Below are 19,216 nucleotides of genomic sequence, written 5' to 3'. Positions count from 1 at the left end.
ACACTGACCGCGAGAGCAGACCCATGACCGAGATCATCGATTACCAGAACTTCATCGCCAACGCCTTTGTCCCCAGCGAACCGAGCATCGACGTGCACAACCCGGCCAACGGACGCTTGCTGGCGCGGGTGCCGCAAGCCAGCGGCGAACAGGTTGAAGCGGCCGTTGCCGCGGCGCGCAAGGCGCAGAAAGGCTGGGCGGCCCGCCCGGCCATCGAACGCGCTGGTTACCTGCGCAAGATCGCCAGCAAAGTGCGCGACAACGCCGAGCGCCTCGCCCATGTCATCACCGCCGAACAGGGCAAGGTGCTGGGGCTGGCGCGGGTAGAGGTCAACTTCACCGCCGACTATCTGGATTACATGGCGGAATGGGCGCGGCGCCTTGAAGGCGAGGTGCTGACCAGCGATCGCGCCGGCGAAAGCATCTTCCTGTTGCGCAAACCCCTGGGTGTGGTGGCCGGCATCCTGCCGTGGAACTTCCCGTTCTTCCTGATCGCACGCAAGATGGCGCCTGCGCTGGTGACCGGCAATACAATCGTGATCAAGCCCAGCGAAGAAACCCCGATCAACTGCTTCGAGTTCGCCCGCCTGGTCGCCGAGACCGACTTGCCGGCAGGCGTGTTCAACGTGGTCAGCGGCACCGGCGCAACGGTGGGGCATGACCTGACCCGCCATGCCGGCATCGACCTGATCAGCTTCACCGGCAGCGTCGGCACCGGCTCGCGAATCATGGCCGCGGCGGCGCCGAACATCACCAAGCTCAACCTGGAACTGGGCGGCAAGGCCCCGGCGATCGTGCTGGCGGACGCCGACCTGGCGCTGGCGGTCAAGGCGGTCACCGCGTCGCGTGTGATCAACAGCGGGCAAGTCTGCAATTGCGCCGAGCGGGTGTACGTCGAACGCAAGGTTGCGGATCAATTCATCGAGCAGATCGCCGCGTCGATGGCCGCGACCCGCTACGGCGACCCGCTGGCCGAAGACAATCTGGACATGGGCCCGCTGATCAACCAGGCGGCGCTGGACAAGGTCGCACAAATGGTCCGGACCGCCACGGGGCAGGGGGCCGAAGTGGTCACCGGCGGCGCGGTGGCCGACAAGGGCCAGGGCTTTCATTATCAGCCGACGGTGCTGGCCGGGTGTGGCAGCGATATGGCGATCATGCGCCAGGAGATTTTCGGCCCGGTGTTGCCGATCCAGATTGTCGATGACCTGGACGAAGCCATCGCCCTGGCCAACGACAGTGAATACGGCCTGACCTCATCGATCTATACCCGCAGCCTGAGTTCGGCCATGCGCGCCAGCCATGAACTGGATTTCGGCGAAACCTACATCAACCGGGAGAATTTCGAAGCGATGCAGGGTTTTCATGCGGGAGCGCGCAAATCCGGTATCGGCGGCGCGGATGGCAAGCACGGTTTGTATGAGTACACCCATACTCATGTGGTTTACATCCAAATCTGATCATCACCTGTGCTTGGAAAAATGCCGGCTCCCCGCCTGATGCTGTCAAAGGGAAACCGGGATCCAGTGGCGAGGGAGCTTGCTCCCGCTGGGTTGGAAGCGACCCCAAACCTGGCGAACGCGGAGCATCAGATGCACCGCAGCCGCTGGTTTACGACTGCTTCGCAGCCGAGCGGGAGCAAGCTCCCTCGCCACGGGGCTGTCGAAAGCCTTCGAGTAGCGTCAGGGCTGATCGTTAGGCGCGACGACGCCGTGCTTTTTCATCTTGCGGTACAGCGTCGAGCGCGAAACGCCGAGCTCGGTGGCGGCGGCGCTGATGTTCCAGCGCAGCCGACGCAAGGTGCCCAGCAGTTGACGGGCCTCTTCGCTCCCGAGTTGTTCACCCAGGTTGCTGGTCGACGGTTGGGCGCTGCCAGGCAACCGCAGCGCCTGCGGTGAGAGTAATTCGCCGGGCAGGCAATCCAGGTCGATCACGCCGTCTTCCGCCAGGGCCACCGCGTAGCGCAGGCTATTGAGCAACTGGCGAATGTTGCCAGGCCACGGGTAGTCGATCAGGCATTGGCGCGCATCGGCGTTCAGCCGTAACCCGCGGGCGCCAGGTTGGGCGGCGAGCAACTTGTCGATCAGCTCGGCCCGATCGCTGCGTTCGCGCAAGGCCGGCAGCGCCAGGTTCATGCCAGCGAGGCGATAGAACAGGTCTTCACGAAAGCGCTTATCGCCGATCATCGTCTGCAGGTCCTGGTGTGTAGCCGAAATCACCTGGACATCCAGGGTCACCGGCACCTCGGCCCCCAGAGGTGAGATTTCACGCTCCGCCAGCACCCGCAGCAAACGCGTCTGCAAATGGGCGGGCATGTCGCCGATTTCATCAAGGAACAGGGTTCCGCCGTTCGCCAGCTCCAGTTTGCCTTTCATGCCTTTGCGGTTGGCGCCGGTGAAACTGCCGGCGCGATAGCCGAACAGCTCGCTCTCGATCAACGTTTCCGGAATCGCCGCGCAGTTCAATGCCACGAAAGGCCCGGCGCGACGTAGGCTGGCCTGGTGGATGGCACGGGCAAAGGCCTCCTTGCCGGTGCCGGTCTCGCCGGTAATCAGGATCGGGATGCCCTTGTCGATCACCTTGCGCACGCGTCGCACGTTCTGTTGCAGCCGGGCGTCGAGACCGGCGAGTTGCTGCAGATCCGGGTGAGCCTCAGGGGCCGGGCGGGCGACGGGCAGCGGGCGGTGCCGTTCGGAAGGGATACGCAGGCCGACGTCCAGCAATGCTTCATCCTGACAACGGCGCAAGCGCACACCCTGGGCGCCGCCATTGGTGAGCCGGAGCAGTTCGTCCACCGTAGTCGGGAGCAGGCTGTCGATGAGCGTGCCGAGCAGTGCCGGCTGATCTGCCAGCTCCAGCGCGACAAACGCGGCACGGTTGGCGCCGATGACGCGACCACTTTCATCGAGCGCGAGCAGTTGCTCGTTGGCCAGGTCGGCAATTTCATCGATGGGTTTGAGGGACAGGGTCAAGCGGTCGCGATAGCGCTGGCGAAAGTCTGCGTTCTCGATCAGCCGCGCGTACATGATCACCAGTTGCAGCGTGAGGTACTGGCTTTCCCGAGGGCCCTCGTTGTTCATGCAGGTCGCATTCAGGCAGCCGCGTAGCAAGCCTTGGGCGTCGAAGATCGGCGCCACCGAGCAGCTCAGGCTGAAATTCGATGCCAGGAAGTGCTCCTCACGATGAATGATCAACGGCTGCGCCGCCGCCAGGGTGGTACCGATGCCGTTGGTGCCCACCACCGACTCGTCCCACTGCGCGCCCACTACCAGCCCCGATCGGGTGTAGATGTCGTGCTGGCTGGGGAGCCGGGAATCCAGGGTGATGCCATGCTCGTCGCTCAGCAGTACGGCAAAACCGGCTGGCACCACGCGCTGGGCCAGGCCGCTGACGCCCTGGCTGGCGATGGAAAGATATTGCTGGTGCTGTTCCTGATGACGCCGTATGGCGTCGGCGCTGAGGATATTCTTGCGGCTCGGCGCGCCAGGATCGAGCCGGTGCTCCACGACGCTGCGGTACCAGGATTGCGCAATGACCCCGTCCGGCCTGAGCCCGCGCCCGGAAAAGTGGTCGTTGACGAACGCCGCGAGTTCGCCGGGGATCGTCTGCGTGTCATGCAGGGTCATGAATTGCTCCATCAGGCGTGAGGCCCGCGAAGGGCCTTCACAGCGATCTTGTTATTGGACGATGGCCGCCGTTGCAAGTATCTACCATAGACGCTGGAGCGTGAATTTTCAGCCTCTGGAAATGTTCGCAATTGACGCCGGGGAAGTTTCGCCGCGTGAAATCACCTGGCGCCGGGGACCGGTGGGAGCAGGAACCCGAGCACCTCGTCAATCAGAAGCTCTGGCGCTTCCTCTGCAATGTAATGCCCCGACGGCAAGGCTTTTCCCCGGACGTCGCTAGCGACCTTTTGCCATTCGCCAAGCGGATCGAAGCAGCGACCCACAACGCCGTCGGATCCCCACAAGGCGAGTAGAGGCATAGAGAGTTTCCTGCCGGCTTGCAGGTCGCTCTTGTCGTGCTCCAGATCGATACTGGCACTGGCCCGGTAGTCCTCACACAGACCATGGGCTGCCCCCGGTAGTCTCAGGCAGCGCAGATACTCGGCCGATGCCGCTTCGGTGAAGGGCGCCATGCCCGCGCTGCGAGCACCCATGACGCTGCGCAGATACAGCTGCGGATCCGCTTCAATGAGCGTCTCGGGAAAAGGGGCTGGGCGAATCAGAAAGAACCAGTGCCAGTAGGCGCGGGCGAAAGCTTCATTGGTCTGCTCGTACATCGCCAGCGTCGGAGCGATATCCAGGATGATCAAGCGTTTTACTGCGTCCGGATGATCCATCGCCATCCGACAGGCCACTCGTGCGCCCCTGTCGTGAGCCAACACGTCGAACTTTATGAATCCCAGTTCGCGCATCAGCTCCACCCCGTCCAGCGCCATCTGCCGTTTGGAGTAGGCCAGGTGCTGCGCGTCGCTCGGCGGTTTTTCGCTATCACCGTAGCCCCGAAGATCCGCCGCCACCACGGTGAAATGTTGCGCCAGCGGCTCGGCGATCTTGTGCCACATCACGTGAGTCTGAGGGTGCCCGTGAAGCAGTAGCAAACCTTGGCCACTGCCGCCTTTGCGGTAGTTGACGGTGATATCGTTGACGTGGCATCGACCCGATTCAAATGAGGCAAACATCGCTCGAAACTCCTTTTGGTTGTTGCTCCCATTCTAGGGCGAGCGCGCTGTCGTACGAAGGTACGGCGTGTGAAAGCTTTCTTCACGAATCGTGAGTAACTGGACGCCATACACGCGATGGTTCAAAAAAATCGCCGCGGGCTGTCGATTTGCGTCATCGCCATTCGATTAGTCTGCAGAGCCGCCACACGGACGGCTTGATCCATCTATTCTGAGGAGCTATGAGCATGCGATTTATGGTGATCGTCAAAGCCAGTCCCGAATCCGAAGCCGGAGAAATGCCCAGCGCGCAGCTGCTGACCGCCATGGGCGCCTACAATGAAGAACTGGTCAAGGCCGGGGTGATGCTCGCCGGTGAAGGCCTGCATCCCAGTGCCAAGGGTGTTCGCGTACAGTTTTCCGGAAACAACCGGACCGTCGTCCAGGGCCCGTTTGCCCAAACAGGAGAATTGATCGCCGGCTTCTGGATCTTCCAGGTCCAGTCGTTGCAGGAAGCTGTCGACTGGGTCAAGCGCTGCCCCAACCCTATGGTCAGCGACAGTGAGATTGAAATTCGCCAGATCTTCGAGGCTGAGGATTTCGGCGAGTCTTTTACCACCGAGTTGCGCGAGCAGGAAGAACGTTTGCGAGCGCAGATATCCGATCAATCGTGAAACCGCAGACAGGAGAGCAGAACATGAAAATCATTCCCTACCTGACCTTCAACGGCCGCTGCAAGGAAGCCTTCGCGTTGTACCAGGAGGTGCTGGGCGGCGAGCTTTTTTCCATGTCCTTTGCCGAGGCGCCCGAGGACGTCGGCATGCCCAAGGATCCCAATCTGATCATGCACACCTGCCTGACCGTGGGCGGCTTCAGCCTGATGGCTTCCGACTGCGCGCCCGGCCAACCGTTCAGCAAGCCGCAAGGCGTGTCGGTGTCTCTCAATGTCGACAGCGCGGAGGAGGCCGAGCGGCTGTTCAATGGCCTGAGTGCCGGCGGCAGCGTGCAGATGCCCTTGGGCAAGACCTTCTGGGCGGAGCGCTTTGCGATGTTCGAAGACCGTTTCGGGGTCGCCTGGATGGTCAATTTCGAGGGGCGGCCATAAGTCGAACCGCCGGCACGGCCGCGCCAATTCTGACAGGAATGTCAGGAAGCGGTCAGCCTGCGGACACCTTCGGCCCGATACTCTGCTGGACGCTGTACCCGTCTGCCCGGGCCGCTTGAACATGCATGAGCGCCTGTACAGCGCACCCCTTTGCTGGAGGAAATATCCGATGCGGTTGCTCATCGTCGAGGACGAAGAAAAAACGTCTTCCTATGTCCATCGTGGCTTGAGCGAGCTTGGCTACATTGTCGATGTCGCGACCAATGGTATCGATGGCCTGCATTACGCGTTGGAAATGGATTACGACGTGGTGATCCTGGATGTGATGCTGCCGGGCAAGGACGGCTACGGCGTGTTGCAGGGCTTGCGCCTGCACAAGAAGACGCCGGTGATCATGTTGTCGGCCAGGGGCACGGTGGATGATCGGGTCCGAGGGCTGCGCGAGGGTGCTGACGACTACCTGGGCAAACCGTTTTCCTTCGCCGAGCTTGTTGCGCGGGTCCAGGCATTGATCCGACGGCGTGCCGATGACGCCGCCGACCCGACGCATTTGCGCATCGATGACCTGGAGGTCGATCTGCAGGCGCGCAAGGTAACCCGGGCCGGGCTGCGCCTGGACCTGACCGCCAAGGAGTTCTGCCTGTTGAGCCTGCTGGCGCGACACCAGGGTGAGATTCTCTCCAAGTTGATGATTGCCGAGCAGGTCTGGGACATGAATTTCGATAGCGACGCCAATGTGGTCGAAGTCGCGATCAAGCGGGTGCGGGCCAAGGTGGATGCGCCGTATCCGCGCAAGCTGCTGCATACCGTGCGCGGCATGGGTTATGTGCTGGAGAGCCGTGAACTCAGTGACAGGCAAGCGGGTACAGCGTGATGAAGGGATCGATAGCCAAGCGACTGGCGTTGATGTTCGCGCTTGCAGTCACGCTGATCACCGCGGTCAGTGCGACGCTGTTGCGCTGTTCGTTGAAGCAGTCGCTCGACGAGCAGATGCAGAACGAGCTGATCCTGCGCCACTCGGTGCTCGATCCGGTGCTCGCCAAATACGATTCGCCGGCGTTCTGGGTCGGCTTGCGACAAAAGCTCGATGGCCTGACGCCCGCGGATGAGCGCGTGCGTTATTGGGTGGTGGTCGACGACCCGGCCTATAGTTATGGCGGGCCGATGCCGGACGGCCTGGACTGGTCGAAGCGCCCGGATGGTTTCGCCACCCTCGATCTGCCCGACCGAGACCGCCCGATGGTGCTGATGGTCGAGACCATTGCGGCCATGGGCAGCCGTCCGGAATTGCGTTTTATCGTGGGATTGGATTCGACGCCGTTCATGAAGACACTGGATGATTTTACGCGGATATTAATTCTGACTTCTGCGCTGGGGGTCGTGCTGGTGGCGCTGCTCGGCTATTGGATCGCGCGTTTTGGCCTGGGCCCGGTCCGGCGCTTGAGCCGGCAGGCCAACAGTCTGCCGCCGGGGGATTCGAAGCAGCGACTCGACACGCAGGCGCTGCCTGGCGAATTGCAGGAGCTGGCGGTGTCGTTCAACGGCGCCCTGGCGCGCCAGGAAGCCGCCTGGTGCCAGCTCGAAGGGTTCAATGCCAATGTGGCCCATGAGCTGCGAACGCCGCTGACCAACCTGATCGGGCAGACCCAGGTCGCGTTGGCCCACGGGCGGGACGTGAATGAGCTTCAGGACCTGTTGCAGTCCAATCTCGAAGAACTGGAACGGATGGGCACCATCGTCAACGACATGCTGTTCCTGGCGGGCGCCGAAAGTGGCCAGCGGGCAACCGAGCTGAGCGATGTCTCGCTTTACGAGGAAGCGTCGAAGACCGTGGAATACCTGGAGCCGGTCCTGCACGACAAACAGTTGAGCGTGGTGATCCAGGGGGACATGCGCGTGTGCATCGATCGGCGTCTGTTCCACCGTTCCCTGGCCAATCTGCTGCAAAACGCGGCGCGCTACGCGGTGCCGGCGAGCACCATCACGGTGAGCCTGGAAGACCATGGCATGCAGGCCAGGGTGAGCGTTTCCAACGCCGGCGAACCGATCGAAAGCGTGCACCTGGAACATCTGTTCGAGCGCTTCTATCGAGCCGACGTCGCCAGGGCCCGAAGTGACGCGCACCATGGCCTGGGACTCTCCATCGTGCGGGCGGTGGCGTCGATGCACGGTGGGCGAGTGTTCGCCCACAGCCAGGACGGACTCAACACCTTCGGCTTTTCCCTGACGAGCCAGGCGGCGCGCTAGTCGCTGGCTCGCGAAGCTTCAACATCGCCGTAAGCCAAACTGGCGCTTTCGCGAGCAGGCTCGCTCCCACAGTGGATCCCCAGTAGCCGCAAAATTCAAGGTAAACCACCGATTTCTTGTGGGAGCGAGCCTGCTCGCGAAGAGGCCAGCACATCCATATCCCGTTGGCTGAGCCACCGCGTTTTTCCCGGCGCCGGCGTTTGACATGTTCCTGTCAGTCGCCAGTCACCTTGACGTCAGTGTCCCCCTCATAAAGTGCAACCACTATCCCGGTAAGGGCATTTGTGGAGACCACTATGAACATTCAGAACCTGTCGATCGCCAGTCTGTTGGCCGTCATCGCATTAGGCGGTGCGCCGCTCTATGCGAAAGAGCAAACCAATCCCCCTGCTTACGAATACGGCATGCCGCTGGACGTGGCCCAGGCCATTCGCATCGAGGCGCCGAGCCCGCCGGTGTGCGAGGTGGTGCGGGCAAAGATGACCTATGTCGATACCCAGGGTGAACTCCGGCACGTCAGCTTCCTGCAGCTGGCCGATGCGTGCTCCATCCAGTGAACACCGGCCATACCCCTTCATCACCCCCAACAGAGAAGCCAGTCATGTGGAATAGAACAACAATCCCCGCAATCGGACTTTCGCCCAACCTGGGCCGGATCATCACGCTGGCCCGGACGCTCGCTGCGGGCGTAGCGCTGTTCAGCGCCATCAGCGTCGAAGCATCGGCTCGCGTTGCACCCAAACCCGACTGGTCCACCAGCGACATACCGTCGCAGAAAGGCCGGATTGTCCTGATCACCGGCGGCACCAGCGGCATGGGTTATGAAGATGCGCTGGCATTGGCGCGTGCCGGTGCCGACGTCATTATCGCCGCCCGCAACCCGGAGCGCGGCGCCGAGGCCATCGCCCGTATCCGCGAGTCCGTGCCCGATGCCAAGGTGCAATTCGAGGCCGTGGACCTGGCCAATCTCTCATCGGTAAGCGCGCTGGCCCAGCGTCTCCAGAGCAAGCTGCCGCGCCTCGACGTGTTGATCAACAATGCCGCCATCATGGCGCCGCCAGAGCGCGGTACGTCTGCCGACGGTTTCGAACTGCAACTGGCGACCAATTACCTGGGGCACTTCGCGCTGACCGGCCTGCTGGTGCCGCTCTTGCGCCAGAGCCAGGACGCCCGAGTTGTGAGCCTTTCAAGTATTGCGGCGACGCGCGGCACGATGAATTTTGATGACCTGCAGTTCGAGCGCAAATACGACCCGTACGCGGCCTACGCGCAATCGAAACTGGCGGTGCTGCACTGGGCGTTTGCCTTGCAGCGGCGCAGTGATGCCGAAAACTGGGGTATTCGCAGCATGGCGGCGCACCCCGGGGTAGCGGTCACCGAGTTGGTCGCGCGCGGGCCCGGCCTCGAAAGCGAGTTCGGCCAGCGCTGGGCAAAGGATCGCGACGCGTACCACTCGGCGGCGCAAGGCGCGTTGCCCACGTTGTATGCCGCTACCGCTGTGCGAGCCGTGGGCGGGGCTTATTACGGCCCGACTGGGGACGATGAAAGGCGCGGTCCGTTGGGTTTCGCCAAGACGCCGCCTGCCGCGAACGCGCAGGCGGATGCCGAACGGCTCTGGGCCATCTCCGAGCAACTGACCGGCGTGACCTATCGCTGACGCAGCCTGGGCGCGGGCATTCGTTCCCGCGCTCGACCTCCGGCTTGTTGCCGTTTCCCAGGAGTTTCCATGAGTACCCCTTCCTATTTGCATCGGCTGAGCCTGGCCCTCAACGCCCGTGACGATGAACTGCGTCCGGCAATGTGCGGGTTCCTGTTGTTCCTCTGCCTGTTCACCGGCTACTTCATGTTGCGTCCGATCCGTGAGTCGATGGGGATCGCCGCGGGTGTGGAGAATCTGCAATGGCTGTTTACCGCGACCTTTCTCGTCATGCTGGTGGCCGTGCCGTTGTTCGCCTGGCTCAGCGCGCGAGTGCCGCGCCTGCGCCTCGTCGATTGGGTGTATGGCTTCTTCGTCTTGAACTTGCTGATGTTCGTCGAGCTGTTCCAGTTCGATTCGGACAACGTCTGGCTGGCGCGTACTTTTTACGTATGGATTTCGGTCTATAACCTGTTCGTCGTCTCCGTGGCCTGGAGCCTGATGGCCGATGTATTCGACAGCGAGCAGGCCAAGCGTCTGTTCGCCTTCATCGCGGCCGGCGCCAGCACCGGTGGCCTGCTCGGGCCGGCCTTGAGTGCGCTGCTGATCGACAGCCTCGGTGCCTCGGGGTTGATGTTCGTGGCAGCCGTGTTGCTGGGGGCCACGCTGGGATTGAAACGAACCTTGATGCGTTGGCGTGAAACCGGTGGGGCCGGGCGTCCCGGCGCGGCACCCACGCAAAGCCCGCAGCGGCCCCTGACTGGCAATCCGTTCAGCGGCATGACGGCGGTGTTCCGTTCGCCGTATCTGCTGGGGATCGCCGGTTTCGTCGTGCTGCTGGCAACGGTCAGCACCTTTCTCTACTTCGAGCAGGCACGTCTGGTGGCCGAGCTGTTTCCGGACCGCCAGGCCCAGGTACGGGTCTTCGGCACTATCGATTTTATTGTGCAGGCGGGCGCGCTACTGTCCCAGCTGTTCATCACCGGGCGCATCGCCCCGAAGCTCGGCATCGGTGCGTTATTGGCGATCGTCCCGCTGATCATGTGCATCGGCTTCGTCGGTCTGGCACTGGCGCCAAGCTTTGCGATCCTCGCGACATTGATGATTGTGCGAAGGATCGGCGAGTACGCGTTCGTGAGGCCGGGCCGGGAAATGCTGTTCACGCCGTTGGATGCGGAAAATAAGTACAAAGCCAAGAACTTTATCGACACGGTGGTCTATCGCGGCGGTGATGCGGTCAGCGGCTGGATCAAGACGGCGCTCGACATGCTGGGGCAGGGCGCCGGCCTGGTCGCGTTGATCGGCGCAGGGTGTGCGTTGCTGTGGGCCGGCCTTGGATGGCGGCTGGGACGGCAGGCTGACCATCGCCGTGATGAACTGGAGCTGGAAGCTGGCGTTGCCGAAACCTAGGCATGTTTCGAGTTGCCGGAGGGTTCAAAAGACCCTGTGGGAGCGAGCCTGCTCGCGAAGGGTTCGGCACATTCGGCATCTTTATCGGCTGTGGCTCCGCATTCGCGAGCAGGCTCGCTCCCACAGGATGAATAAACAGTCGTTCAAAGCGTGCCCGTGATCTTGTCCGATTCATCAGGCCGCAACGTCAGCACCGAAAAACCGGACGCCGTGACGGCCACGGTATGCTCGAACTGCGCGGAGAGCGCGCCGTCCCGGGTTACCACGGTCCAGCCGTCGGCTTCGGTCCTGACGTCCGATGTGCCCTGGTTGAGCATCGGCTCGATGGTGAAGACCATGCCCTCGCGCAGGACCAGGCCCGTTCCCGCTTTGCCGAAGTGCAACACCTGGGGTTCCTCGTGCATTTGCCGGCCGATGCCGTGGCCGCAATATTCACGGACCACCGAATAACCGTTGCGTGTCGCATGGCCTTGGATGGCCGAGCCGATGTCGCCCAGGCGAGCGCCCGGGCGGACGGCGCGGATGCCCTTCCACATGGCTTCATAAGTGACCTGGACCAGCTTCCTGGCGGCTGGGTCGACGTTGCCGATCAGGTACGTCTTGCTCGAATCCGCGATATAGCCGTTCTTTTCCAGGGTGATGTCCAGATTGACGATGTCACCGTCTTGAAGCACTCGCGAGCGCGAGGGCACACCATGGCAAACCACTTCGTTGATCGAGCAGTTGAGTACAAAACCGTACCCGTACTGTCCCTTGCTGGCGGGGCGCGCATGGAGGTCGCGGACGATGAAATCCTCGACCATTGCATCGATCTGCAGCGTTGACAGCCCCATCAAATTGGTTTGATCCAGCCGTTCGAACACCAAGGCGAGCAGTCGGCCGGACTCGGCCATCAGGGCCAGTTCTTCGGGTCGCTTGATCATTGCCAGTTCGCCTCCAACGGTTGCGCCGTAACGCCGGCGTCGCTGAGTTCGCGCTGGATGATCTCGTTGAAGCTGAGGGTAGGGTTGGTCTCGCACAGCATGCCGACCTTGATCCAGAAGGCCGCCTGCGCGTTGATCGAACGGCAGGAGACCTTGGTGGCCTTGCGTAGCTGGTCGTGAAGTTCGTCGTCGATGTTGACAATGCCCATGTGTGGCTCCATATGTTTCGTATATCTAGGATATACGTTTCATATGCTGTGGCGCCAGCACCATTTGGCAGCTAGCAGGTCACGCCTGTTCCTCGATACGCAGCAAGACCCTGGTTACCCGACGCTCTTCAACCTCCATGACGGTCATGCTCCATCCCTGCCAATTCAGGGTATCGCCAATCATCGGCAAGCGATCCAGCAAGCTCATCACCAGCCCGGCAAGGGTCTGGTAATCCTCCGTCGCGTACGCCTGGAAACCGATGTGTTCGCGAACCTGGCTGAGGTTCAGGGCCCCGCTGACGAGGAAACCGTCCTCTTGCGCAACAATATTCGGCCCGTCGATTTCACTGGCGTCGGGCAATTCGCCGGCAATGGATTCGAGGATGTCGGTCATCGTGAGCAGGCCGACGAAGTCACCGAATTCGTTCACCACGAAGGCGATGTGAGTCGATTCCTTGCGCATTTGCTCCAGCGCGTTGAGGATCGTGAAACTGTCGAGCAGGTTGATGGCTTTGCGCGCCATGGCTTCCAGATTCGGTTGATTGCCCGCCAGTATTTCCTTGAGCAGCTCCTTCTTGTGGACGAAACCCAACGGCTCATCCACGCGTCCGTCGCGAATCAACGGCAAGCGCGAATACGACGAGTGCATCAGCGTCGTACGGATGTCTTCCGGCGTGTTCGCCAGGTCGAGGTGGTCGATTTGCGCGCGAGGGGTCATCACACTGCGTATCGGGCGCTCCGCCAATTGCAGCACGCCACTGATCATGACCCGTTCGCGTCGATGGAAAACCTGCTCGGGCTCCTCGCCTTCCAGCAGGTCGGCGATTTCTTCGCCGACTTCATCGGCCCCCAGCTTTTGACCGCCCAGCAGGCGCAGCACCGCATGGGCGGTACGCTCGCGCATCGGCCGAAGACCTTGCAAACTTTTCTTGCGACGCGAGCGCGCCAACTGGTTGAACAGCTCGATCAGGATCGAGAAGCCAATCGCGGCGTACAGGTAACCTTTAGGAATGTGGAAACCCAGGCCCTCGGCGGTGAGGCTGAAGCCGATCATCATCAAAAAGCCCAGGCACAGCATGATGACGGTAGGGTGGCCGTTGACGAATTTTGTCAACGGCTTGCTCGCGATCATCATCAGGCCGATGGAGAAGATCACCGCGATCATCATCACTGACAGATGTTCAACCATGCCCACGGCGGTGATCACCGCATCCAGGGAAAAGACCGCATCCAGCACCACGATCTGCGCAACGATCGGCCAGAACAGCGCATAGGCGGCGTTGCCGGAACGTTGCGCCACGTGGCCCTCGAGTCGCTCATGCAACTCCATGGTTGCCTTGAACAACAGGAACACGCCGCCAAACAGCATGATCAAGTCGCGGCCCGAGAACGTCTTGCCGAACACTTCGAACAGCGGGTTGGTCAGGGTCACCATCCAGGAGATGCTCGCCAGCAGGCCCAGGCGCATCAGCAGCGCCAGGGACAGGCCGATGACTCGGGCACGGTCGCGCTGCGCGGGGGGGAGCTTGTCCGCCAGGATGGCGATGAATACGAGGTTATCGATGCCGAGCACCAGCTCCAGCACGATCAGGGTCAGCAGGCCGAGCCATGCCGTGGGGTCAACGATCCATTCCATGGGTTATTCGCTCCCTCGGGCGATCAATATGAGGGAAGAGGGCTGTAACCGCGATACAGGCGGCGCTGGAGCGGGGGAGACAGGGTTTTCTGAAAAGCTACTGGGAGGTTCCTGAAGGGTGTTCATACGGGTCTGGCAATAATTGGGGAAGAAATCCTACAACGGTTCCCAGCATTTCATACGAAGCGATTTATTACAGGATCTGACGAAGCCGCAATGTCTTGCGGTGCGTCATGGGGGAGAGGGCTTGTTTGTCATATCCCCCTGGGGGGGATATGATCCGGCGCATTCCATAGCGATCCGAGCCTCGTCCATGAGTGAACTCAACCACGATCATCCCCATGTCCACCAAAGCCATGAAGCGATCATCAAGCGCCTCAAGCGGGCGGACGGTCACCTGCGCAGCATCATCCTCATGATCGAGGAGGGTCGTGATTGCGTGGACATCGCCCAGCAGTTGCATGCGGTGGAGAAAGCCGTGTGCCAGGCCAAGCGCACACTGATCCAGGATCACATTGATCATTGCCTCGAAGATACCGTTTCGGCACTGGACAGGGGCGAGCGCGCGCCGCTGGAAGCCTTCAAACAAATCACCAAGTACCTCTAGGCCTCGACATGCCGAATTTTGCTGAACTGCTGCAACAGGGGGGTGCTCACGCCTGGCTGTATTTCCCCAGTGCGATCTTGCTGGGCGCTTTGCACGGGCTGGAACCTGGTCATTCGAAAACCATGATGGCGGCGTTCATCGTGGCCATTCGCGGCTCGGTCAAGCAGGCGGTGTTGCTGGGGTTGGCCGCGACGCTTTCGCACACCGCCGTGGTCTGGCTGGTGGCGATTGGCGGGATGTACCTGGGCCAGGGGCTGGACGCCGAGACTACGGAACCGTACTTCCAACTCGCCTCTGCGGTGCTGATCATTGCGATCGCGTTGTGGATGCTCTGGCGTACCTGGCGTGGCGAACAGATGTTCAAGCTTGAGAGCGGTGACGGGCATCGCCATGCTCATCACGATCACGATCACGATCACGATCACGATCACGATCACGATCACGATCACGATCACGATCACGATCATGCGCATCCGGAACTGGCGCTATCATCGGAGGGTTACCAGGACGCTCATGAACGGGCGCATGCCAACGACATCCGCAAGCGTTTCAGCAATCGAGACGTCACCACGGGCCAGATCATTGTGTTCGGCCTGACGGGTGGGCTGATCCCGTGTCCCGCGGCGATAACCGTCCTGCTCCTCTGCCTGCAGGTCAAGGAAGTTGCGCTCGGCGGCATGCTTGTCTTGTGTTTCAGCATCGGCCTGGCAATTACCCTGGTTACGGTGGGAGCGGCCGCGGCCCTTGGCGCTCGGCAGGCCTCCAATCGCTGGCCGTGGCTGGGCACTGTTGCCCGGCGCGCGCCTTATCTGTCGAGCGTGTTGATAATTGCAGTCGGCATGTATGTGGGTATCCACGGCTGGATCGGTTTGAGCGCATGAGAACCTTGATCGGCTGGGCCTCGGCTGCCCTGTGCAATGAGCGCTTTTCCCATTACGCTGAAAAGCTCCTGTCCAGGTAAAGAATCGCGCAGCGTGAAGAAGATAGTTCGAGTCGATGATCTACAGGTGTTCGTGACGACCACTGACGCCGGGAGTTTTTCCGCGGCGGCGCGCTTGCTGGATATTTCTCCGGCGCTGGCCAGCGTCGCGGTACAGCGACTTGAGGCAAGCCTGGGGGTGAGGCTGTTCGTGCGCTCTACGCGGCGGCTGCGTTTGTCGGATGATGGTGAGCGCTACCTGGCCCATGCCCGGCGGGCATTGGAGGTGCTGGAGGATGGCGAGCTCGCCCTGGCCGAGGGGCGTGACGAAGTGGCCGGGACGCTGCGCTTGTCGGTGCCCTCGGACATCGGGCGAAACCTGCTGCTGCCGTGGCTGGACGAGTTCCAGCAGATGCATCCCAAGGTACTGTTGCAGCTGCGGGTCAGCGACCAGGTCGCCGACCTGTTCGGGGAGCATCTCGATGCGAGCATTCGTTATGGTCAGTTGGCCGATTCGAGCCTCGTCTCCCTGATGCTGGCTCCATCCAACCGAAGGACCGTGTGTGCCTCACCCGACTACATCGCGCGGCACGGCCTGCCAAAGACGCCGGGTGAACTGAGCGGGCACAATTGCCTGCGTTACGTGATGGGTGAGCAAACCTACGAGCGTTGGATTTTCCAGACAGCGAATGGGCTGGAAACGGTTCAGGTCGCTGGCGATCGCATCAGCGATGATGCTGATATTGCCAGGCGTTGGGCCGTGGCGGGCCAGGGGATCGTCTACAAATCGAAGCTCGATGTAATGGACGATCTTCGCAGCGGTCGCCTGGTGGAGATTTTCCCAGCGGAGTATGGCCAGCCAGCGCCGCTGCAACTGGTGTGCGCTCATCGAACCTCGCTGACGCCGTCGGTCCAGGTGCTCAGGGCCTTCCTGTCTGCGCGCTGTGAACGTTACATCAACGAGTGAGCAGGGCGCTGGCGAGTGGCTGAAACAGTCCTCACGCCTGGCGATAATCGCTGGGCGTCAAGCCTATCTCTCGGCGAAAGACCTGGGAGAAATGGCTCGGGCTTGAGTAACCCACTTCCAATCCGATGTCGATGACGCTGCGGTCCGTTTCAAGCAGCAGCTGCCGGGCCCGGCTCATGCGCAGGCGAATGAAATACTGTGAAGGCGACAGGCCTGTGGCGCGCTTGAACATTCGGCTGAAGTGATACTCGCTCAGCTCCGCGACCTGGGCCAGGTGGGCAAGGCTGAAATCATCGGCGAGGCGCTGGTTCATCGTCTCGAGGACCCGACGCAATTTGTACGCCTGCAGCGCGTTGCTGCGCGAGGCTCCGCTGTGGGGCGCGAGGTAGGTACGCACCAGGTGCACCGCCAGTGCCTGGGCCAGGCTCTGTGCAAACAGTGGGCTGGGCTGGCGTTCGTCGACCAGCTCGTTGCGCAACTGATCCAGCATGAAGCTCACCCGCAGGTCCTGGGCTCCGGAGATATCGCGAAAGGTGACAGGACCGGCCCGTTCCCCGAGCACGTCGCGCGCGGCGCGCTCGATCAACGGCAAACCGAGATACAGGTGCATGACTTCGAAGATGTCGCAACCTTGCGTTTGCCAGCGCATCTCGTAAGGCTCGTTCGTGCTGGTGAGGTAGAAATCACCGGCCTGAACATCGACGGCTTCCCATTCGCCGCCCAGCGAACGTTCCTCGATCCGGGCGCCCCCGGTCAGCACCAGGACGAGCAGAGGCTCGACCACCGCGGGCACCAGGATCGGCTCGACTACCGTAGGGTGGCTGAACAGCTGCACCACCATTTCCTGGACCTGCGCACGCGTCGGCACGACTTGCGGCGTGCCCGGCATGAAATGCGCCATCGACTCGGCGCTGATGCGCTGGGGAGCGTTCTGCGGCGGTTCATCCGGTCCGGTCTGGCGCATGTGTTGCTCCATCAATGAAGTCCTTTTGCCTGCTGAATCCACGTCGAAAACAGTTTTGATATCGCTCAACTCGCTGCGGATTTTTCAAAGCGGCGAAGTTAGCGTTGGCGTAGTTATATGGACAAAATCTGTCCACTTGTCAACACCGTTGCAAGCCTTATCATCGCCTCAAAGAAGAAGTAAAAAAGAAGAGGGTTTTATGCGAACGGTATTTGAAGATTGTATAAAAGTCATTGTTCCCTGCGGTTCTTTGGGAGCGGGCGTTCGGGAACAGGAAATAGCCTATGGATTGGCCGCCGGTGCACAAGTTATCGCCACCGATGCCGGTTCAACCGACAGTGGCGCGGCTTATCTTGCACTGGGTAAATCGAAGAACAACCGAGGCGCGGTCAAGCGTGACTTGATGATATTAATGAAAGCCCAGGCGCAATCCGGAGTGCCGATCATTGTCGGTACCGCCGGTCAGGCCGGAGGCGATCTTAATTTGAACTGGACGCGTGATATCGCCTTGGAAATAGCCGAAGAGTTGGGCGTGGTGCCAAAGATTGCGCTCATTTATTGCGAGCAGGACAAGGACACGATAAAGAACTTGAACGCCGAGGGGCGTATAAAACCCTTGTCGCCACATACTGCGTTGGACGACGCAACGGTGGACGCTTGCGAACATATTGTCGCCGCGCTGGGGGTGGAGCCCTTTCTCGCTGCGCTGGAGGCCGGTGCCGATATCATATTGGCTGGCCGCTCCACCGATACCGCGGTCATCGCCTGTTATCCAATCTGGAAAGGCGCGCCTTGGGGGCCTTCGTGGCACGCTGGCAAGACCGGCGAATGCGGCGTGCAGTGTGCCGTCAATCCCACGCTAGGCTCGGGAATCCTGCTGAGTATCGATGCGAACGGCTTCGAAGTCGAGCCGTTGAGCCAGGACAACCGGTGCACGCCACATAGCGTTTCGGCCCACATGCTCTACGAAAACAGCGACCCGTTCCGGTTGGTCGAGCCCGGTGGCATCTTGAATGTAGCCGAGGCACGTTACACCGATCTCAATGGCCGTGCTGTCCGGGTCGAAGGTTCGCGCTGGGAGGAAATGCCCTACACCATGAAGTTGGAAGGCGCCGCGGCCGGTTTATATCAAACGATCATGCTGGTGGGCATTCAAGACCCCGATGTACTCAAGGATATCGACGGTTTCCATGATCGGTTACTTGAAGCGCTTTATACAAGAACCTGCCAATCCATCCCCGCCGAGGAACTGGGCGAGTTTCATATTTCCCTGCGCATGTATGGGTGGAACGGCGTCACCGGTGTAACGCCGCCTGCGGGAACATTACCGCCGCCGGAACTAGGCATGTTGTTTGTCGCAACTGCCGCAACCCAGGAAATCGCCAATACCATTGCCCACGCGTGTAATCCCTATTTCTTCCATTACCCGAGTGTCATGGGCAAGGAACTGCCGTCGTATGGATTTGCCTTTACCCCGGCTGATATACCGCGTGGGCAGATTTTCGAGTTCAAGTTGAATCACGTGGTGGAGCTTGAGGACCCCATGGAGTTGGTTCGCCTGGAGTGGATTGATTTATCGGCTAGCTCGGTAGCCAAGAAGGAGCTTGCACAATGACCAAGTTGCGTGATGTATGCCGGCATGTCCGATCCAAGCAAGCGGGGCCGTTCTGGATCACCTTCGATATCTTTTTCAACGGGCGGGAGAATTTCGAGCGTTATTCCGATTGCGCGGCACTTTCCCCGGCGCAATTCGCGAAGCTCTACGGCACTGATCCCGAGCGGGTCAAGCACATCCCGGTGGCGGACCTGGAAATGGTCAAGATTTCCTTTCCCCGCCCAACGCCCCAGGGCGGAATGGTCGAGCGCGACATGCATGCCGGCCAGCAATACGTCCGGCTGCTTGATGTGGTCATCGACTGAGGCCCGTTCG

At 61.1% G+C, this 19,216-nt stretch carries 19 protein-coding genes; 13 read left to right on the top strand and 6 right to left on the bottom strand.

The window, feature by feature from the left end:
- The first annotated feature begins 23 nt into the window (after window positions 1–23).
- Entirely contained in the window at window positions 24–1,460 is a 1,437-nt protein-coding gene (gene aldA, locus J3P96_RS15465) for an aldehyde dehydrogenase (protein WP_434652125.1), read from the top strand.
- 222 nt (window positions 1,461–1,682) lie between these two features.
- On the opposite strand, the gene J3P96_RS15460 is transcribed toward aldA, so the two are convergent.
- Entirely contained in the window at window positions 1,683–3,626 is a 1,944-nt protein-coding gene (locus J3P96_RS15460; RefSeq protein ID WP_434652123.1) for a sigma-54-dependent Fis family transcriptional regulator, read from the bottom strand.
- Window positions 3,627–3,787: 161 nt separating this feature from the next.
- Window positions 3,788–4,684: an alpha/beta fold hydrolase gene (locus J3P96_RS15455; RefSeq protein WP_434652121.1), complete on the bottom strand. Its 897-nt coding sequence runs from the start codon at window positions 4,682–4,684 to the stop codon at window positions 3,788–3,790.
- A gap of 227 nt (window positions 4,685–4,911) precedes the next feature.
- Between J3P96_RS15455 and J3P96_RS15450 the strand changes: the two genes are divergently transcribed.
- The 7 genes from J3P96_RS15450 to J3P96_RS15420 all read left to right on the top strand — a co-directional run bounded on the left by J3P96_RS15450 (window position 4,912) and on the right by J3P96_RS15420 (window position 11,061).
- Window positions 4,912–5,337 (top strand): YciI family protein, encoded by a 426-nt coding sequence (locus J3P96_RS15450; protein WP_434604468.1) that lies wholly within the window; start codon window positions 4,912–4,914, stop codon window positions 5,335–5,337.
- A gap of 23 nt (window positions 5,338–5,360) precedes the next feature.
- Window positions 5,361–5,768 (top strand): VOC family protein, encoded by a 408-nt coding sequence (locus J3P96_RS15445; RefSeq protein WP_434624215.1) that lies wholly within the window; start codon window positions 5,361–5,363, stop codon window positions 5,766–5,768.
- Window positions 5,769–5,937: 169 nt separating this feature from the next.
- Window positions 5,938–6,642 carry a heavy metal response regulator transcription factor gene (locus J3P96_RS15440; protein ID WP_434568772.1) on the top strand — a complete coding sequence of 235 codons (705 nt, stop codon included), beginning with the start codon at window positions 5,938–5,940 and terminating at the stop codon, window positions 6,640–6,642.
- Window positions 6,642–8,015, top strand: a complete 1,374-nt coding sequence (locus J3P96_RS15435; RefSeq protein ID WP_434624213.1) for a heavy metal sensor histidine kinase — start codon at window positions 6,642–6,644, stop codon at window positions 8,013–8,015. Before J3P96_RS15440 ends, J3P96_RS15435 begins: the two co-directional genes overlap by 1 nt.
- A 296-nt stretch (window positions 8,016–8,311) precedes the next feature.
- Entirely contained in the window at window positions 8,312–8,572 is a 261-nt protein-coding gene (locus J3P96_RS15430; protein ID WP_434652118.1) for a DUF2790 domain-containing protein, read from the top strand.
- 44 nt (window positions 8,573–8,616) lie between these two features.
- On the top strand, window positions 8,617–9,672 hold the full coding sequence (locus J3P96_RS15425) for an SDR family oxidoreductase (RefSeq protein ID WP_434568769.1): 1,056 nt from the start codon (window positions 8,617–8,619) through the stop codon (window positions 9,670–9,672).
- A 69-nt stretch (window positions 9,673–9,741) separates the two neighbouring features.
- Entirely contained in the window at window positions 9,742–11,061 is a 1,320-nt protein-coding gene (locus J3P96_RS15420; protein WP_434652116.1) for an NTP/NDP exchange transporter, read from the top strand.
- Between the two features lie 143 nt (window positions 11,062–11,204).
- Here J3P96_RS15420 and map read toward each other — a convergent pair whose 3' ends face one another.
- The 3 genes from map to J3P96_RS15405 all read right to left on the bottom strand — a co-directional run bounded on the left by map (window position 11,205) and on the right by J3P96_RS15405 (window position 13,829).
- Window positions 11,205–11,984, bottom strand: a complete 780-nt coding sequence (gene map / locus J3P96_RS15415) for a type I methionyl aminopeptidase (RefSeq protein WP_434568767.1) — start codon at window positions 11,982–11,984, stop codon at window positions 11,205–11,207.
- The gene (locus J3P96_RS15410; protein ID WP_434568766.1) at window positions 11,981–12,193 is read right to left on the bottom strand and encodes a ParD-like family protein; all 213 of its coding nucleotides are present in this window, start codon (window positions 12,191–12,193) and stop codon (window positions 11,981–11,983) included. The genes map and J3P96_RS15410 overlap by 4 nt, the downstream gene beginning before the upstream one ends.
- A gap of 79 nt (window positions 12,194–12,272) precedes the next feature.
- Window positions 12,273–13,829, bottom strand: coding sequence for a TerC family protein (locus tag J3P96_RS15405; protein ID WP_434652113.1), 1,557 nt, complete (start codon window positions 13,827–13,829; stop codon window positions 12,273–12,275).
- Window positions 13,830–14,142: 313 nt separating this feature from the next.
- Here J3P96_RS15405 and J3P96_RS15400 point away from each other — a divergent pair, with 313 nt between their 5' ends.
- From J3P96_RS15400 to J3P96_RS15390, 3 genes are all read left to right on the top strand, one after another.
- Window positions 14,143–14,436 carry a metal-sensing transcriptional repressor gene (locus J3P96_RS15400; RefSeq protein ID WP_434568764.1) on the top strand — a complete coding sequence of 98 codons (294 nt, stop codon included), beginning with the start codon at window positions 14,143–14,145 and terminating at the stop codon, window positions 14,434–14,436.
- 8 nt (window positions 14,437–14,444) lie between these two features.
- Window positions 14,445–15,317 carry a nickel/cobalt efflux protein RcnA gene (locus tag J3P96_RS15395; RefSeq protein ID WP_434652111.1) on the top strand — a complete coding sequence of 291 codons (873 nt, stop codon included), beginning with the start codon at window positions 14,445–14,447 and terminating at the stop codon, window positions 15,315–15,317.
- Window positions 15,318–15,419: 102 nt separating this feature from the next.
- A complete protein-coding gene (locus J3P96_RS15390; RefSeq protein WP_434658192.1) occupies window positions 15,420–16,322 on the top strand; it encodes a LysR substrate-binding domain-containing protein in 903 nt (300 codons plus the stop codon).
- A 31-nt stretch (window positions 16,323–16,353) separates the two neighbouring features.
- On the opposite strand, the gene J3P96_RS15385 is transcribed toward J3P96_RS15390, so the two are convergent.
- Entirely contained in the window at window positions 16,354–17,286 is a 933-nt protein-coding gene (locus J3P96_RS15385) for a helix-turn-helix domain-containing protein (protein WP_434652109.1), read from the bottom strand.
- Between J3P96_RS15385 and J3P96_RS15380 the strand changes: the two genes are divergently transcribed.
- Both J3P96_RS15380 and J3P96_RS15375 read left to right on the top strand, forming a co-directional pair.
- Window positions 17,285–18,901, top strand: a complete 1,617-nt coding sequence (locus J3P96_RS15380; protein WP_434652106.1) for an acyclic terpene utilization AtuA family protein — start codon at window positions 17,285–17,287, stop codon at window positions 18,899–18,901. The two genes, J3P96_RS15385 and J3P96_RS15380, sit on opposite strands and share 2 nt — an antisense overlap.
- Window positions 18,898–19,206 carry a DUF4387 domain-containing protein gene (locus tag J3P96_RS15375; RefSeq protein WP_434652103.1) on the top strand — a complete coding sequence of 103 codons (309 nt, stop codon included), beginning with the start codon at window positions 18,898–18,900 and terminating at the stop codon, window positions 19,204–19,206. The genes J3P96_RS15380 and J3P96_RS15375 overlap by 4 nt, the downstream gene beginning before the upstream one ends.
- Window positions 19,207–19,216: the final 10 nt, after the last annotated feature.

The sequence above is a fragment of the Pseudomonas sp. R3-56 genome (assembly GCF_051132075.1).
Taxonomy (GTDB): Bacteria; Pseudomonadota; Gammaproteobacteria; order Pseudomonadales; family Pseudomonadaceae; genus Aquipseudomonas.
Note: the sequence above shows the minus strand (reverse complement) of the source record. Positions and strands in the feature narration are given on the sequence as shown.

Bases quoted from the DNA above. Each gene is read 5' to 3' on its own strand.
- map (WP_434568767.1), bottom strand. From the start codon at position 11,984: ATGATCAAGCGACCCGAAGAACTGGCCCTGATGGCCGAGTCCGGCCGA.
- J3P96_RS15425 (WP_434568769.1), top strand. From the start codon at position 8,617: ATGTGGAATAGAACAACAATCCCCGCAATCGGACTTTCGCCCAACCTG.
- J3P96_RS15445 (WP_434624215.1), top strand. From the start codon at position 5,361: ATGAAAATCATTCCCTACCTGACCTTCAACGGCCGCTGCAAGGAAGCC.
- J3P96_RS15455 (WP_434652121.1), bottom strand. From the start codon at position 4,684: ATGTTTGCCTCATTTGAATCGGGTCGATGCCACGTCAACGATATCACC.
- J3P96_RS15410 (WP_434568766.1), bottom strand. From the start codon at position 12,193: ATGGGCATTGTCAACATCGACGACGAACTTCACGACCAGCTACGCAAG.
- aldA (WP_434652125.1), top strand. From the start codon at position 24: ATGACCGAGATCATCGATTACCAGAACTTCATCGCCAACGCCTTTGTC.
- J3P96_RS15430 (WP_434652118.1), top strand. From the start codon at position 8,312: ATGAACATTCAGAACCTGTCGATCGCCAGTCTGTTGGCCGTCATCGCA.
- J3P96_RS15460 (WP_434652123.1), bottom strand. From the start codon at position 3,626: ATGACCCTGCATGACACGCAGACGATCCCCGGCGAACTCGCGGCGTTC.
- J3P96_RS15440 (WP_434568772.1), top strand. From the start codon at position 5,938: ATGCGGTTGCTCATCGTCGAGGACGAAGAAAAAACGTCTTCCTATGTC.
- J3P96_RS15385 (WP_434652109.1), bottom strand. From the start codon at position 17,286: ATGCGCCAGACCGGACCGGATGAACCGCCGCAGAACGCTCCCCAGCGC.
- J3P96_RS15380 (WP_434652106.1), top strand. From the start codon at position 17,285: ATGTGTTGCTCCATCAATGAAGTCCTTTTGCCTGCTGAATCCACGTCG.
- J3P96_RS15405 (WP_434652113.1), bottom strand. From the start codon at position 13,829: ATGGAATGGATCGTTGACCCCACGGCATGGCTCGGCCTGCTGACCCTG.
- J3P96_RS15420 (WP_434652116.1), top strand. From the start codon at position 9,742: ATGAGTACCCCTTCCTATTTGCATCGGCTGAGCCTGGCCCTCAACGCC.
- J3P96_RS15435 (WP_434624213.1), top strand. From the start codon at position 6,642: ATGAAGGGATCGATAGCCAAGCGACTGGCGTTGATGTTCGCGCTTGCA.
- J3P96_RS15395 (WP_434652111.1), top strand. From the start codon at position 14,445: ATGCCGAATTTTGCTGAACTGCTGCAACAGGGGGGTGCTCACGCCTGG.
- J3P96_RS15450 (WP_434604468.1), top strand. From the start codon at position 4,912: ATGCGATTTATGGTGATCGTCAAAGCCAGTCCCGAATCCGAAGCCGGA.
- J3P96_RS15375 (WP_434652103.1), top strand. From the start codon at position 18,898: ATGACCAAGTTGCGTGATGTATGCCGGCATGTCCGATCCAAGCAAGCG.
- J3P96_RS15400 (WP_434568764.1), top strand. From the start codon at position 14,143: ATGAGTGAACTCAACCACGATCATCCCCATGTCCACCAAAGCCATGAA.